This window comes from Paenibacillus durus (assembly GCF_000756615.1).
GTDB classification, from domain to species: Bacteria; Bacillota; Bacilli; order Paenibacillales; family Paenibacillaceae; genus Paenibacillus_AQ; species Paenibacillus_AQ durus.
This window is the reverse complement of sequence record NZ_CP009288.1, coordinates 5473774-5490053: the sequence shown is the minus strand read 5'-3', so window position 1 is coordinate 5490053 and position 16280 is coordinate 5473774. Positions and strand designations below refer to the sequence as shown.

Below are 16280 nucleotides of genomic sequence, written 5' to 3'. Positions count from 1 at the left end.
TGCTAATATAATTGAGCAAAAGAATGAAGGAGGAAGGTTCATGATAGAGAGACCTAGAATTTTCCTGTCTTCACCGCATATGAGCGGCTTGGAGCAGCAGTATATTGCCGAAGCGTTTGAGACCAATTGGGTGGCTCCTCTTGGGAAAAATGTCGACAGCTTTGAGACGGAATTGGCGGAATATGTAGGAAGCGCGGGGGCGGTAGCCCTTAGCTCCGGCACAGCCGCTATTCATCTTGCGTTGGTGCTGCTTGGCGTGGGAAGCGGGGATATCGTATTCTGTTCCTCTCTTACGTTTGTAGCCAGCGCTAATCCGATATTATATCAAGGTGCCCTCCCGGTATTGATTGATTCGGAGCCGGAGAGCTGGAATATGTCACCTGAAGCGCTAGAACGCGCTTTGCGGGAATACTCATCCAAAGGCAACAAGCCCAAAGCCATCATTGTTGTCAATTTATATGGTCAAAGCGCCGACTATGCCCGTCTCAATCAAATTTGCGACGAATACGAAGTTCCGATTATTGAAGATGCGGCAGAGTCGCTTGGGGCCGTATGCAATGGTAAAATGAGCGGAAGGTTCGGCAAATTGGGCGTATTTTCGTTTAACGGCAACAAGATTATTACGACCTCCGGCGGGGGCATGCTTGTTTCAGACAACCTGGCTTTGTTGGAAAAGGCCCGGTTTTATGCCACACAAGCCCGGGATCATGCAAGGCATTACCAACATAGCGAGATGGGCTATAACTATCGACTAAGCAATATTTTGGCGGGCATCGGGCGGGGCCAGCTTCAGGTATTAGAGGAGCGTATTTCCCGGAAAAGAGAGATTTTTGAGAATTACCGCAAAGCGCTCTTCCCAATAAGCGGCGTTCGGATTATGCCTGAGGCTGCTTATGGCCGTTCCACGCGCTGGTTGACGGCGATGACTTTGGAGCCGGGCTCGGTCGCCGCCTCCGTTACTGATATTATCGTGCATCTGGAGGGTTTCAATGTCGAATCACGCCCAGTATGGAAGCCGCTGCATTTGCAGCCGTTATTTAAAGATGTTAAGTATTATAGCCATCAGCAGGATCTGGATGTGAGCCGCCATCTATTTGAAAATGGCATTTGTCTTCCTTCGGATACAAATATGAAGGAGAAAGACCAAAAGTTTATCATTGACCAATTAGCCCAATTGCTGCAGGGGATTTAATTTAGCATTAGTAAACCCCAATAACTATGTAAAACAATTATAAATCGATTTGATGTTTCAAAACCGATCTGCGCGGTTATGTTAAAGTATGTTCATAATTTTGAGTTTGCTAAAGCTTGTTTCCCGGGACAAAATAATTGGGAATTTCAAGAGGGTAAACACTTTCTATTCCAATTGACAATGGAGAAGCAGCGGTGGTATAGTCAGAATTGTGAGCAACACTCACGCTCATTTGATGATGAAGGGAATGTTCAAGCAATGGAAGGTAAAGTAAAATGGTTTAACGCAGAAAAAGGTTACGGTTTCATCGAGACTGCAGAAGGTGGCGACGTATTCGTTCACTTCTCCGCGATCCAAACTGAAGGTTTCAAAACGCTGGAAGAAGGACAATCCGTTGAGTTTGACATCGTGGAAGGCGCACGCGGACCACAAGCAGCTAACGTAATCAAATTATAATCATCCGGCACAGCCGACCTACATATACGGTAGATGGTTAGCAAATTGAGACGACGCTAGCGTAAGACCCTGGAAACTCCGGGGTCTTTTTTTGATGCTTTTTTAAGAAAAATACATCATTTGTAAAAATCAAGCAGGAATTTGTTAAGTCATCCTAGAATCTGGGTGATGGGTAATTTGTTGAGCTTCTTTCTGTCTTGCTTATGACTATTCCCACCACAAAGATAGGAGAGTGAACGACAGAATGAAAAAGTTTTGGCGCGGTCTTCTGACCGGTATGCTTGGAATCGGGATGGTGTTCGGCTCGCTTAGCGCTGCATCCGCCGCTCCCACGCCTAAGGACATTCAAGGTCACTGGGCGCAAAGCAAAGTGCAGGACTGGTTGGACAAAGGATATTTGACGGGCTACCCGGACGGCACCTTTAAACCGAACAAAGCGATTACACGAGCGGAATATGTGGCTCTGATCAATCGTCTGTTCAGCTTTAAAGATACGGCAACGGTTACTTTTACCGATGTCAAGGCCTCGAACTGGGCTTACAGCGAGGTGGCGAAGGCGGTTAAGGCCGGCTATATCCGTGGCTACGAGAATAACACCTTCCGTCCGGGCAATCCGATTACACGCCAGGAGGCTGCGGTTATTGCCGCAAATGTGCTGCGTCTGAGCAACGATACGACGTCGACGACGTTCAAGGATGCGGCCCAAATCTCGGTTTGGGCCCGTGGAGCGGTCGCAGCAATAGCCAATCTGAAGATTATTAACGGCTATCCGAATGGTACGTTCGCTCCGAAGAAATCGCTTACTCGCGCGGAGGCGGTAAACATCGTGGGGAATTCGGCCGCCCACTATTCCGGTGAGCCGAGCGCGACACCAACGCCTACACCGACTCCGTCGGCAACGCCTGCTCCAACACCTTCTGCCGGTACTGGCGGCGGTGGCGGTGGCGGAGGCACAGTCGTGTATCCGACGGTTAGCGGAGCAACCTACAGCCATGTAGGTGCGGTAACAGCTGATGTCTACTTGACATCCAACGTCACCGGTTCGGTATACTATGTGGTCGCACCCGGTGCGGCGGCACTGCCAACCGTTAATGACGTGTACCTCGGTTCGGCGGGAAGCGGCGTTACAGTCGCCAACAGTGGTTTCAAAGCCGCGACCGCCGGCAGTACGGTATCCTTCTCCGTCTATGGACTGACTGCCGATACGAATTATTCCGCATTTATCATTCTTGTTGATCAATACGGCAATAAGTCATTGAGCGCGGCAAGAGTGGACTTCAAAACGGCGGCCAGCACCACCGTAACGGGAGTCACCTACGCCGCCCCGGGAGCGTCGACTACCGTTACATCGGTGGTATACGTGACCTATGGAGCGGCTGGTGACCCCGCAGGCCAAATCCGTTATGTGGTGGTTCCGTCCGACCCGTCGATTGCCACAGGAGCCGCAGCTCCTAGCGCCGTACAGGTATGGAACGGGCAAAACGCCGCGGGTGCGGCAGTGGGCAGCGACTGGAGCGGAACGCTTTCATCTGTTACTGCCGGAACCCAAACTCCAATTACAATTTCCGGCCTTGCCAGCGGTAAGGAATACAAGGTTTATCTTGTAGCGGGCAACAGCAGCGGAAGTTATTCGCCGGTGGAAGTCGTCACCGTGCAGACCAAGTAAAAAACAGCGGAATAGAAAGCTCAACAGCCGATATCAGAGGATTTACCCACAGACCTGAAAGCCTTGTCGCTTCAGGTCTTTTTTTGCACTTGAAAGCGTATTAGAGCAATTTTAAACTTTTTACATGGAGCTTACGTTTTGGTATAATAGAGGTGCAAAGGAGGAGTGCCCATGCAATTCAGTATTCGAGGTCAACAAATTGAAGTGACCGGCGCTTTGAGAGAGTATGTTGATAAGAAGCTCAGCAGACTTGAGAAGTATTTCGATGCGCCCCCTACCCAGGAAGGATACGTGACGCTCAGCGTGTTACGGGGTCTTCATACGGTGGAAGTGACAATCCCGCTGGCCGGTGTCACGCTTCGGGCGGAAGTCCGCAGCGAAGATATGTATGCTTCTATCGACGGTGTAGTGGACAAGCTGGAGCGCCAAATCCGCAAGCATAAGACCAAGCTCAATCGGAAGTTCCGCCAGGAAGGAAGCCTGAAGACGCTTTTTGTGGAAAATGGATCGGCGGGTTCCGTCGCCTTGGAGGAACAGGATGAAGAATTGGAGGTCGTGCGCAACAAACGCTTCACATTGAAGCCGATGGACGTGGAGGAAGCGATCCTGCAAATGAATATGGTGGGACATAATTTCTTTGTATTTTCCAACATTGATACTTCCGAGGTTAGCGTCGTGTACAAACGCAATGACGGCAAGTACGGATTAATTGAACAAGGTTAATCTGTAAATTAGGTTACCGCGATTGCTCAAGAACATTCTTGGATAGCCGAAACTGACTTATAAATGAAAAAAGTTTACCCGAGCCCCTATTCGCGTGAAGCGGATGGGGCTCTTATGCGTATATATGTATGTCTGCGTAACAGGTAACTTCTGCTTGTATTGCGGCAACTCTTACAAACTGTTACAATTTATGAAGCAGCGGAATCGGATACGGTAAAGCGGCCCTTTCAATATTATTGAGGATGGGCTGAGGTTCCACCATCTGTGTTGCATGAAAGGGGTTAACCATGCTAGGACTTGTTAAAAAGATATTCGGCGACACGAATGAACGCGATGTCAAACGTCTGATGAAGACGGTCGAACTTATTAATGGACTGGAGCCGGAATTCCAGGCGCTATCCGATGAAGCCTTAAGAGCCAAGACCGAGGAGTTCCGCGCCCGGATTGAACAAGGGGGAACTCTGGAGGAAATCCTGCCGGAGGCATTCGCAACCGTACGCGAAGCTTCGAGACGCGCGCTGGGTATGCGGCATTTTGACGTCCAACTCGTTGGAGGAATGGCGCTGCATGAAGGCAAGATCGCCGAGATGAAGACCGGCGAGGGCAAGACGCTGGTAGGCACGCTGCCCGTTTACTTGAACGCCCTGCTTGGACAAGGTGTGCATGTCGTTACGGTCAATGATTATCTGGCCCAGCGCGACAGCGCCCAAATGGCACAAATCTACAATTTCTTGGGCATGACGGTCGGGGTTAACCTGAACGGCATGGACCATGCCGATAAACAGAATGCTTACGCCTGCGATATTACGTACGGCACGAATAACGAATTCGGCTTTGACTATTTGCGCGATAACATGGTGCTCTATAAAGAGCAAATGGTACAGCGTCCGCTCTACTTCTGCATCATTGACGAAGTGGACTCCATTCTGATCGACGAAGCGCGGACGCCGCTCATCATTTCCGGACAAGCCGAGAAGTCGACGGAGCTGTACTATGCCGCAGACCGCTTTGTAAAGAGACTGCAGGCTGAAGAGCATTACACCGTGGATATCAAAGTAAAGTCCGTCGCGCTGACTGAGAAAGGCGTGGCGCTTGCCGAGAAGGCTTTTGGCATCGAGAATCTGTATGACCACAGCCATGTTACGCTTAACCATCATATTGTTCAAGCCCTTAAGGCTAACGTCATTATGCGCCGCGACGTCGATTATGTGGTGACGGATGATGAGGTCGTTATCGTCGATGAATTTACCGGAAGGCTGATGGCGGGACGCCGCTATAGCGACGGGCTGCATCAGGCGATTGAAGCGAAGGAAGAAATTCAGGTACAGAACGAGAGCATGACGCTCGCCACCATTACATTCCAGAACTACTTCCGCATGTACCGCAAGCTGGCCGGCATGACCGGTACGGCGAAGACGGAAGAAGAGGAATTCAAGAAAATTTACGGTCTGGAAGTTCTCCAGGTGCCGACGAATAAGCCGAATCAGCGGGCAGATATGCCTGATGTGGTCTACAAGAGCGAGAACGGCAAGTTTAACGCTGTCGTCGAGGAAATTGTGGAACGCCATAAGAAGAACCAGCCGGTGCTGGTTGGTACAGTATCGATCGAGAATTCCGAGCGCGTCTCGGAAATGCTGAAGCGCAAGGGCGTCAAGCATCAGGTGCTGAACGCCAAGCATCATGCAGCGGAAGCGGAAATCATCACGCATGCGGGACAACCCGGCACCGTGACGATTGCGACCAATATGGCGGGCCGCGGCACCGACATTATCTTGGGTGAAGGTGTAGCGGAACTCGGCGGCCTGCATATTATTGGTACCGAGCGCCATGAATCCCGGCGGATCGACAACCAGCTTCGCGGACGGGCGGGCCGTCAGGGCGATCCGGGTTCGACGCAGTTCTATCTGTCGCTGGGCGATGAGCTGATGAAGCGTTTTGGCGCGGACAACGTGCTGAATATGATGGAGCGTCTGGGTTTCGAAGAAGACCAGCCGATTGAGAGCCGGATGATTACACGTGCGGTAGAGTCAGCACAGAAGCGGGTCGAAGGCAACAACTTCGATATCCGCAAGGTCGTTCTTCAGTATGACGATGTCATGAACCAGCAGCGCGAAATCATCTACAAGCAGCGCCGCGAAATTTTAGAATCGGAAAATATCAAGGATGTTGTGGTCGAAATGATCCAGCCGGTCATCGACCGGGTCGTACAGGCGCATTGCAGCGATGATATTCCTGAGAACTGGGAACTTCAGGAAGTGGCGGACTATGTGAACAGCAAGCTGCTGGATGAAGGTTCCCTTACCCGTGACGATTTGTGGGGTAAGGAAGCGGAAGAGATCGTCGAGTTTATCTTCGAGAAGGTGCTGGAGAAATATTCGGCCCGCGAAGAACGTCTCGGCTCCGAACTGGTGCGTGAATTCGAGAAGGTTATCGTGATGCGGGCCGTCGACAGTAAATGGATGGACCACATTGATGCAATGGACCAGCTTCGCCAAGGGATTCATCTGCGCGCTTACGGCGGCACCGATCCGCTGCGCGAATATCAGTTTGAAGGCTTTGAGATGTTCAATGCGATGACGGCGACCATCCAGGAAGAAGTAGCGACCTACATCATGAAGGCCCATATCGAGACGAATCAGGAGCGTCAATCGGTCGTGGAGGAGAATAAGATTTCCACAAACGGTGAGCCTGCTGAGAAACGTCCGGTAGCGGTCGGCCAAACGGTAGGACGCAATGATCCTTGTCCTTGCGGCAGTGGCAAGAAATTCAAGAACTGTCACGGACAAAATGCCTAAGAGTTATTCCGCCGGTAAAGGCGTAGCATGAAAACGTAGAACGGCTGGGCCGGGGAGATTCCCGTAAGCGGCTCAGCCGTTTCTTCCTGAATACATCTATATCACGTATATATTTCACGGAAAGGTGCAGTGAGCCCATGATTGATCCTAGTGTAAAGCAAGACTTGCGCGAAATTGGCAAGAAATTAACTAACCTTAGGGGGTCTCTTTGACTTAGACCTCAAGCAGGAGATGATCGCCAACTTCGAGGAGAAGATGGCCGCTCCGGATTTCTGGGATGATAATGAGAAGGCGCAGGGCGTTATTGCCGAAATGAACGCTGTTAAATCCGGCGTGGACCAGTATCAGAAGCTGCAGCAGGATTATGACGACGCGCTGCTTATGGCTGAACTCGCCGAGGAAGAAGGCGACGAGGAACTGGCTGCCGAAATCGGAACGAATGTATCGGCGCTGACGGGCAAGCTTGAGGAATTTGAGCTTCAGCTCCTGCTCAATCAACCTTACGATAAGCTGAATGCCATCCTGGAGCTTCATCCGGGCGCAGGCGGAACGGAATCCCAGGACTGGGGCCAGATGCTGCTCAGAATGTATACCCGGTGGGCGGAGAAGCGTGGCTTCAAGGTGGAGGTTCTGGACTATCTGCCAGGTGATGAGGCCGGAATCAAAAGCGTAACGTTGCTGATCAAAGGCTACAACGCATACGGCTATCTGAAAGCGGAAAAAGGCGTTCATCGTCTGGTTCGCATTTCCCCATTCGACGCTTCCGGCCGCCGGCATACATCCTTTGTATCCTGCGACGTGGTGCCGGAAATCAATGAAGACATCGACATTGAGATCCGCACCGAGGATCTGAAGATCGATACGTACCGGGCTACCGGCGCGGGCGGACAGCATATCAATACGACCGATTCAGCGGTCCGGATTACCCACCAGCCGACCGGGATAGTCGTTACCTGCCAGAATGAACGTTCCCAGATTAAGAACCGGGAGCGCGCGATGACGATGCTTCGTTCCAAGCTGTATGAGCGCAAGCTGGAAGAACAGCAGCGTGAGCTGGATGAGATCCGGGGCGAGCAGTCGGATATTGCCTGGGGCAGCCAAATCCGCTCTTATGTCTTCCACCCGTACAGCATGGTTAAAGACCACCGGACCTCAGTGGAGACAGGCAATGTCGGTGCCGTGATGGACGGAGACCTGGACGCTTTTATCGATGGATATTTACGCAGCCAGATCAAGACCGAGGCAGAATAGCAATGTCCAAACTTAATACAAGGGGCAGGCCGCCGCTTGTTCCGCTGAACGGACCGCTCCGTCATCTTGCGGATACGACGATGATCACCGTCGGCTCGCTCATTACAGCTCTCGCTTTCAACTTGTTCTTGCTGCCGAACCAGATCGCTTCCGGCGGCGTATCGGGCTTGTCCGTCTTGGCGGAGTCGTGGTTTGTAGCGGAGCCGGCTTTTACCCAGTGGGCGCTTAACATCCCGCTCTTTATTCTTGGCGTATTCATCCTGGGCCGGAACTATGGGCTTCGGTCGCTGCTGGGCAGCATTGTGCTGCCGCTATTCATTTACTTGACCAAAGACGGTCCGGTGCCGACCGCTAATCCTCTGCTGGCCTCTATCTACGGCGGAATTGGCGTCGGTCTCGGTCTGGGCCTCGTGTTTCGAGGACGCGGCTCGACAGGGGGCCTTACGATTCTGGCGCAAGTTATCCAGAAGGTGACGGGTTTCAGCTTCTCCTTGTCCGTCGTCCTGCTGGATGGTACGGTGATTACGCTAGCCGCGTTCGTGCTTGGGATGGAGCAGGCGATGTACGCGCTGATCGGCCTGTTCGTAACGGGAAGAGTGATCGACGCGCTGGAAGTAGGCTTCAGCTATACGAAGGTAGCCTATATCATTTCGGATCATACGGAGGCGATCTCCGAAGCGATTTTGAATGATTTGGACCGTGGTTTAACGAAGCTGGAGGCTCAAGGCGGATATACCGGTGACAACCGCACGGTACTGATGGTGGCTGTCGGGCAGAATGAGACAACCCGTCTGAAGGCGATCGTCCGCTCGGTGGACCCTGACGCGTTCGTCATTATTAGCGACGCCCATGAGGTTCTTGGCAAAGGATTCAAGAGAGAAGCGTAATTTTTCCTATGTTTAATAGGAGAAGTGGCGCTTCTTTTTTTCGAAATAGGAAAGTGGAAGTTGTACATGATAAGGGGAGGAAATTCACTATTCTTGCAGGATATAAATGTTACATAATCTGTTGTATTTATATTAATCCGGTTGTATAATAATACATATTTCTTAGGACGGCGGATAGTGGATATATCCGGTATAATAGAGAGAAAAGGCAGGAGGAACCGGGAATGACGTTGGAAGGTAAGTTAAGGGCGGCAATCGTAGGATCGACTGGGTATGGAGGCGTGGAGCTGATCAGGCTGCTGCAGGGTCATCCGAAGGTTGAAATCACATCAGTGATCTCCTCTTCTAGTTCGGGGGTGCCGATCGAAGAAGGATTTCCGCATTTGACCGGCGTACTGAGCAGGAATCTGGACGGCGTGGATGCGGCGGAGATAAAGGAGAGGGCGGATGTTGTGTTCACGGCAACGCCTGCCGGCGTCAGTGCTAAGCTTGTTCCGCAGCTGCTCGAGGCGGGGCTAAAGGTCGTTGATCTGTCCGGTGATTTCCGGCTGAAAGACGGCGGCGAATACGAGCGTTGGTATAAACATCCGGCTCCACAGGAGAGCTATTTAAAGCAGGCGGTCTACGGGCTGTGCGAGGTATTCGGGGAACGCGTGGCAGGTACGGAGTTCATCTCTAATCCGGGCTGCTATCCGACAGCAACGCTGCTTGGTCTGATTCCGGCGGTCAAGGCGGGATGGATCAGACCGGAGAGCATCATCGTCGACGCGAAATCGGGCGTATCCGGAGCTGGACGCGGAGTGAACGTGGGCGTACATTATGCGGAAGTAAATGAGAATTTCAAAGCCTATAAAATCAACAAGCATCAGCATATTCCCGAGATCGAGCAGGCTCTCACTGAGATTGCCGGGGAAAAGGTAACGGTAACGTTCACCACCCATCTCGTTCCGATGACGCGGGGGATTATGACCACGATCTATGCGGGTATGACCGGGGATTACAGCGAGCAGGACTTTATCGAATTGTACCGCAGCTATTATGAGGGCAGATCTTTTGTCCGCGTGCGTAATGCCGGAATCTGGCCGGCGACCAAGGAAGTCAGCGGATCGAATTACTGCGACATCGGATTTGCGGCGGATGCCCGTACAGGACGGATCACCATTATTTCGGTTATCGACAATCTTGTGAAAGGCGCCGCAGGGCAGGCTATTCAGAATCTCAATTTAATGATGGGATGGGAGGAAACGCTTGGGCTCGGTTACACGCCTGTGTATCCGTAAAGCTAAGCGGGAAATAAGAACATGAGCGAGAAGCTGTACACCGTCGTGGAAGGCGGAAGCATTACGACACCAAGAGGATTTGTATCCGGAGGCCTGCACTGCGGCTTGAAAAAAACAAACCGCAACGATCTCGCCGCCATACTGTGCGAGGTTCCGGCAACGGCAGCGGCGGTATATACGACGAACCTGTTCCAGGCAGCTCCGCTTAAGGTAACAAGGGAGAGCCTCGGAAGCGGAGTTCTTCGGGCTGTAGTTGTCAACAGCGGCAATGCCAATGCCTGCACCGGAGAACAGGGCGAGGCCGATGCCTATGAGATGCGGGCGGTTGCCGCTCAGCATTTGGGCGTAAGCGAGGACGATGTGGCGGTTGCATCGACGGGCGTTATTGGCGAGCTGCTGAAGATGGACCGCGTTCGCAGCGGTCTGGCCGCTCTGCCGGAGAAGCTCTCGGGTGATGCGGATGGAGCGGAGGAGTTCTGCCAGGCGATTTTGACCACTGATTTAGTGAAAAAAGAATGCTGCGTGAAAGTATGGATTGGGGATACGGAAGTCTTGATCGCTGGCGCAGCGAAGGGCTCTGGTATGATTCATCCGAATATGGCCACCATGCTCGGCTTTATGACGACGGATGCCGCCATTGGACAGGAGGAGCTTCAGACGCTGCTTCGCAAGGCAACGAATACGACCTTCAATATGATTACGGTGGATGGAGATACAAGCACGAACGATATGCTGGTTGCAATGGCCAGCGGTCTGGCCGGAAATGGAGAGCTGAATAAGCTGCATCCAGACTGGGAAGCTTTTGAAGCGGCGTTTACGTATGTGTGCCGTCATCTTGCTATGGCGATTGCCAGAGACGGAGAAGGCGCAACCCATTTGGTTGAGGTACAGGTAAGCGGCGCGGGCGACGAAGCAGCAGCACGCGCGATTGCGAAGACTGTGGTGGGCTCCAGCCTCGTAAAATCCGCCATATTCGGCGCGGATGCGAACTGGGGGCGAATTATTGCCGCAGTCGGCAGAGCGGGCGTTCCGGTATCGGTCGACAAGGTGGATATAACGCTTGGCACGATCGAGGTGCTGCGCCAGTCTAAGCCGGTGGTTTTTGACGAAGCGGAAGCTTTGGCCTACTTGCAGGGGGATACTACACTTATTACTGTAAATTTGGCTGACGGCGAGGGCAGCGCCACCGCATGGGGCTGCGATCTGACGTATGATTATGTGCGGATTAATGCTGCATACCGGACTTAAGAGACCAAGCTTAAGCTATTGCTCCAGAGTATATACAAATGGCGGCATAATACAGCCTTTTATAAGGAAGGATAACGAAACTCATGACGCAAAGCGATGCATATGAAACGAATAGCGCGGGCAATGAGAGAATGTTCGTGATGAAGTGCGGCGGCAGCACGCTGACCGCGCTTCCGGATTCTTTTTTTGACGAACTAAGGCATCTGCAGGAGGATGGCGTACAGCCGATAATCGTTCACGGCGGAGGACCGGCGATATCGGGTAATCTGGCTCGTCTCGGCATTGAGAGCAGCTTTGTGAACGGCCTGCGGGTGACGACCGAGGAAGTGCTCGACGTTGTGGAGATGACGCTGTCCGGCAGCATCAACAAGGCGATTGTAAGGCGAATTCAGGGGAGCGGCGGCAGGGCGATCGGCTTGTCCGGCGTGGATGGCAATCTCATTACCGCTGCTCCCGTGGCGAACAGTGACGAGGTAGGGCTTGTAGGCCATGTGACCGGGGTGAAAGCTGAAATTATAGCGGGTATTCTGGCGCTCGGATATATGCCTATTATCGCGCCGCTTGGCGTGGACAATAACGGTCAGCGGTACAATATCAACGCTGATACGGCTGCAGGAGCGGTCGCTTCCTACATGAAGTCGCCGCAAATGATTGTGGTGACCGATGTTCCGGGGATTTTGACGACGGCGGAAGATGGAAGCAAGAAGGTTCTGCCGATGGTGACGGTTGCCGAGATTGACAACATGATCGACAGCGGCGAGATCTACGGGGGGATGATCCCCAAGGTTCGAGCGGCGGTGGACTGTATTCAGGGCAGCGTATCCGAGGTCATCATCGTCGACGGCAAGGAGCCGGGAGTGCTGAGCCGGGTGCTGTCCGGTGAAACCATAGGTACGCGGATTGTGCGGGAGTAAATGGAATAACGGAGAAGCAGGTAATCGGCATAGCACGGGGTATGTACGGAACGCCGCCGGGGGCCTGCCTGGATTTAGGAACAAATCAAATAATGCCGGAAGCCGCATCAGGCGGCGTGGGCGGGGGAGAGTGAATGGAAATGAGCAAGCTTACGCAGGCGGAAAATCATTCTTTGAAGGAACTACAGGTCGCGGACACGGGAGCGGGAATCAGCACGGCAGGTCAGCCGGCGGCTTCCGGCAAGCTGGAACATGTTTTTCCTTCCTATGCGAGATACGACATCAGTCTCGTAAAGGGTAAAGGAAGCTGGGTATGGGACGACAAAGGCAATAAATATCTCGATTTCACCAGCGGTCTGGCGGTGACCAGCCTTGGACACGCTCCGGAGAAGGTTGGCGAGAAATTGAAAGCCCAGATCGATACGCTGTGGCATGTATCCAACCTGTTCCACATCCCTGGACAGGACAAGGTTGCTGAGCTGCTGACCGCCAATAGCTGTGCGGATCAGGTGTTCTTCTGCAACAGCGGAGCGGAATCGAATGAAGCTGCGATCAAGCTGGCGCGCCGCTATCACCAGAAGGTGAAAGGCACGGGCCGCTACGAGGTCATTACGTTCCAGCAGTCTTTCCACGGACGCACGATAGCGACGCTGACGGCAACGGGACAGCAGAAGGTAAAAGACGGCTTCCTGCCGCTGCCGGAAGGCTTCGTCACGGTACCGCTGCATGATCTTCCGGCGCTCGAAGCAGCCATCGGGGAAAATACGGCAGCTATCATGCTGGAGATGGTACTGGCGGAAGGCGGCGTGCTTGAGGTGCAGCCGGAGTTCTTGAACAGCGTCGTGGCGCTGTGCAAGCAGCACGGCCTGCTGCTGATCGTGGACGAAGTGCAGACCGGAATGGGCCGCACGGGCAAGCTGTTCGCGCATCAGCATTACGGCATTGAGCCGGACATTTTCACGGTGGCCAAGGGCATAGCGAGCGGCTTCCCAGCGGGAGTGATGCTGGCGAAGGGCTATCTGCGCGAGGCGTTCACTCCGGGCAGCCATGCCTCGACGTTCGGCGGCACGCCGCTGGCGACTGCGGCTATAGCGGCTACCATCGAGACGATGCTGGAGGACAATCTTCCAGAGCGCGCGGCGGAGTCCGGGGAATATTTGACCGGGCTGCTGAAAGAAAAGCTGGCTGATTGTCCATTCGTAGTGGACATCCGCGGCAAAGGTCTGCTGATTGGCATCGAGTGCCAATCTCCAGTCGGTGAGATCGTGCTGGCCGGCCAATCGAAGGGTCTGCTGTTCGTTACGGCCGGAACCCATGTCATCCGTCTGCTGCCGAACCTGTACGTGAGCAAGGAGGAAATTCGCCAGGCGGTGGACATCCTTTCGGATCTCATTCATACTTATGCTAACGAGCACCAGGCTAAGTGATAGCCCAAAGCGGACGATTCAGCAATAAATTAGCGGGCGCAAATCCCGCAGCATGGATAGGCTTTGAAGCCCTCATTTTTTACAGGGTTATTCCCGCAGAGCCATATTGGACTAACAAGGAGGAACGGATTCATGAGTCAGAGTATCACGGACAATACACAGGGCACCGCGCTCAAAGGCCGGGATTTTCTGGAACTAGACAACTACAGCACGGATGAAATCCAGTATCTGATCGATCTGGCGATCGAACTGAAGCGCAAGCAGAAGAACGGTGAAGTATATCAGCCGCTGCTGGGCAAGACGATCGGTCTTATTTTTGAAAAATCATCCACACGCACACGCGTGTCCTTCGAGGTGGGTATGTACCAGCTTGGCGGACATGCTCTGTTCCTGAGCAAGAACGACATCCAGCTCGGACGCGGCGAGACGGTGGGCGACACGGCGCAGGTCATGTCGCGTTATCTGGACGGCATCATGATCCGCACATTCGGGCATGACAAGGTCGAGGAACTGGCCCGCTACGCTTCGGTGCCCGTCATTAACGGCCTGAGCGATCTGGCGCATCCGTGCCAGGTACTGGCCGATTATCAAACGGTTTATGAGCACAAAGGCCGGCTGAAGGGCCTGAAGCTTGCCTTTATCGGCGACGGCAACAATATGGCGCATTCCCTGCTGCTGGGCGGGGCCAAGCTTGGCGTGCATGTGTCGGTTGCGGGACCGGAAGGCTACGAGCCGGATGCCGCCGTTGTGGCCAAGGCGCGGGAAATCGCCAAAGAGACCGGCTCCGAGATCGTTATCACGCGCAGTCCTGAAGAAGCGGTTAAAGATGCCGATGTCATCTATACGGACGTATGGGCGAGCATGGGCTTTGAGGAAGAGCAGCTCAAGCGGGAAGCCGCGTTCAAGGATTATCAGGTGAACGAGGAGCTCGTCAAAGGCGCGAAGAGCGACTATATGTTCCTGCACTGCCTGCCTGCCCACCGGGGCGAGGAAGTGACCGCTGGAATTATCGACGGACCGAACTCCTTCATTTTCGATGAGGCGGAGAACCGGCTGCATGCGCAAAAGGCGCTGATGGCTGCCCTGATGGGCTGATCTGTCCTTAACTGGAGATAAGCGCAGCGAGAAATCCCTTAAGCAGAAAGGAAGAATTTTTTAATGGCAAAAGAAAAAATCGTGCTCGCCTATTCCGGCGGCCTGGATACCTCGGTCATTCTGAAATGGCTGAAAGAAACATATGACGCGGAAATTATCGCTTTTACGGCCGATATCGGCCAGAAGGAAGAACTGGACGGTCTGGAGGAAAAAGCGCTCGCAACAGGCGCGTCGAAAGTCTACATCGACGACCTGCGCGAGGAATTCGCCAAGGATTTCATCTACCCGATGTTCCAGGCCGGGGCGCTGTATGAAGGGCAGTATCTGCTCGGCACCAGTATCGCCCGCCCGCTGATCGCCAAGCGCATGGTCGATATCGCTATTGCAGAAGGCGCTACGGCAATTGCTCACGGCGCGACCGGTAAAGGCAACGACCAGGTGCGCTTTGAGCTTGGCGCGGCTGGCCTTGCTCCGAATATCAAGGTTATCGCGCCTTGGCGGCTGGAAGAGTTCCGCAATCAGTTCCCTGGACGCGCGGAGATGATCGCCTACGCGGAAGCGAACGGCATCCCGGTTCAGGCATCGGCGGCGAAGCCGTACTCGATGGACCGCAATCTGCTGCATATCAGCTATGAGAGCGGCGTCCTGGAAGATCCGTGGTTTGATGCCAGTGCTCCTGAGAACAAAGAGATGTTCCTGCTGACGAATGCGCCTGAGGACGCTCCGGACGCTCCGGAATACATCGAGCTGGAATTCCTGAAAGGCGACTGCGTTGCCCTTAACGGCGAGCCGCTAGCGCCTCTGCAGGTGATGGAGAAGCTGAACGAGCTGGGCGGCAAGCACGGCATCGGACGCGTGGACATGGTGGAGAACCGCTTCGTCGGCATGAAGAGCCGGGGCGTATACGAGACTCCTGGCGGCACCATCCTGTTCACTGCCCACCGCAAAATGGAATCCATCACAATGGACCGTGAAGTGATGAATGTCCGCGACAGCCTGATTACCCGTTACAGTACGCTTGTGTACAACGGTTTCTGGTTCGCACCGGAACGTAAAGCGATCCAGGCGCTTGTGACCGAGAGCCAGCAGAACGTAACCGGCACGGTACGTCTCAAGCTGTATAAAGGCAACATTATCGCCGCCGGCGTTAAGAGTCCGGTCAGCCTGTACAATCCGAATATCGCGACGATGGAGGCCGATCCGACGCAGGCCTACGATCAAGGCGACGCCACCGGCTTCATCCGCCTGAACGCGCTGCGCCTGAAGGTTTCCACAGGAGTGGCCGAATCGGCGAAATAAGGCAACCTAAGCAATAAAGTATACCCGGGACTGGGGAGCGGTAATAT

At 53.5% G+C, this 16280-nt stretch carries 13 protein-coding genes; all 13 read left to right on the top strand.

Annotation, left to right across the window (positions count from 1 at the left end):
• Window positions 1-40: 40 nt before the first annotated feature.
• The 13 genes from PDUR_RS24200 (at window position 41) to PDUR_RS24140 (ending at window position 16233) form a co-directional block, all read left to right on the top strand.
• Entirely contained in the window at window positions 41-1192 is a 1152-nt protein-coding gene (locus PDUR_RS24200; RefSeq protein ID WP_042208512.1) for a DegT/DnrJ/EryC1/StrS family aminotransferase, read from the top strand.
• Between the two features lie 258 nt (window positions 1193-1450).
• Window positions 1451-1648: a cold shock domain-containing protein gene (locus PDUR_RS24195; protein WP_025336789.1), complete on the top strand. Its 198-nt coding sequence runs from the start codon at window positions 1451-1453 to the stop codon at window positions 1646-1648.
• A 244-nt stretch (window positions 1649-1892) separates the two neighbouring features.
• On the top strand, window positions 1893-3314 hold the full coding sequence (locus PDUR_RS27545; RefSeq protein WP_052410376.1) for an S-layer homology domain-containing protein: 1422 nt from the start codon (window positions 1893-1895) through the stop codon (window positions 3312-3314).
• Between the two features lie 171 nt (window positions 3315-3485).
• Entirely contained in the window at window positions 3486-4037 is a 552-nt protein-coding gene (gene hpf, locus PDUR_RS24185; protein ID WP_042208511.1) for a ribosome hibernation-promoting factor, HPF/YfiA family, read from the top strand.
• A 287-nt stretch (window positions 4038-4324) separates the two neighbouring features.
• Window positions 4325-6832, top strand: coding sequence for a preprotein translocase subunit SecA (gene secA / locus PDUR_RS24180; protein WP_042208510.1), 2508 nt, complete (start codon window positions 4325-4327; stop codon window positions 6830-6832).
• 137 nt (window positions 6833-6969) lie between these two features.
• Window positions 6970-8083, top strand: a protein-coding gene (gene prfB, locus PDUR_RS24175; RefSeq protein ID WP_156130597.1) for a peptide chain release factor 2 whose coding sequence is annotated in 2 segments (ribosomal slippage) — window positions 6970-7041 and window positions 7043-8083 — 1113 coding nt in all. Because the reading frame shifts where the segments join, the coding sequence is not laid out codon by codon here.
• A 2-nt stretch (window positions 8084-8085) separates the two neighbouring features.
• Window positions 8086-8970: a YitT family protein gene (locus PDUR_RS24170; RefSeq protein WP_042208509.1), complete on the top strand. Its 885-nt coding sequence runs from the start codon at window positions 8086-8088 to the stop codon at window positions 8968-8970.
• Window positions 8971-9194: 224 nt separating this feature from the next.
• Window positions 9195-10250 carry an N-acetyl-gamma-glutamyl-phosphate reductase gene (gene argC / locus PDUR_RS24165; protein ID WP_042208508.1) on the top strand — a complete coding sequence of 352 codons (1056 nt, stop codon included), beginning with the start codon at window positions 9195-9197 and terminating at the stop codon, window positions 10248-10250.
• 21 nt (window positions 10251-10271) lie between these two features.
• Window positions 10272-11498: a bifunctional glutamate N-acetyltransferase/amino-acid acetyltransferase ArgJ gene (gene argJ, locus PDUR_RS24160; protein ID WP_042208507.1), complete on the top strand. Its 1227-nt coding sequence runs from the start codon at window positions 10272-10274 to the stop codon at window positions 11496-11498.
• Between the two features lie 83 nt (window positions 11499-11581).
• Window positions 11582-12412 (top strand): acetylglutamate kinase, encoded by an 831-nt coding sequence (gene argB, locus PDUR_RS24155; RefSeq protein ID WP_042208506.1) that lies wholly within the window; start codon window positions 11582-11584, stop codon window positions 12410-12412.
• A gap of 140 nt (window positions 12413-12552) precedes the next feature.
• Window positions 12553-13839, top strand: a complete 1287-nt coding sequence (locus tag PDUR_RS24150; protein ID WP_042209670.1) for an acetylornithine transaminase — start codon at window positions 12553-12555, stop codon at window positions 13837-13839.
• Window positions 13840-13971: 132 nt separating this feature from the next.
• Complete coding sequence (gene argF / locus PDUR_RS24145) at window positions 13972-14934, top strand: ornithine carbamoyltransferase (protein WP_042208505.1); 963 nt, start codon at window positions 13972-13974, stop codon at window positions 14932-14934.
• A 63-nt stretch (window positions 14935-14997) separates the two neighbouring features.
• Window positions 14998-16233, top strand: coding sequence for an argininosuccinate synthase (locus tag PDUR_RS24140; protein ID WP_042208504.1), 1236 nt, complete (start codon window positions 14998-15000; stop codon window positions 16231-16233).
• The last annotated feature ends 47 nt before the right edge of the window (window positions 16234-16280 follow it).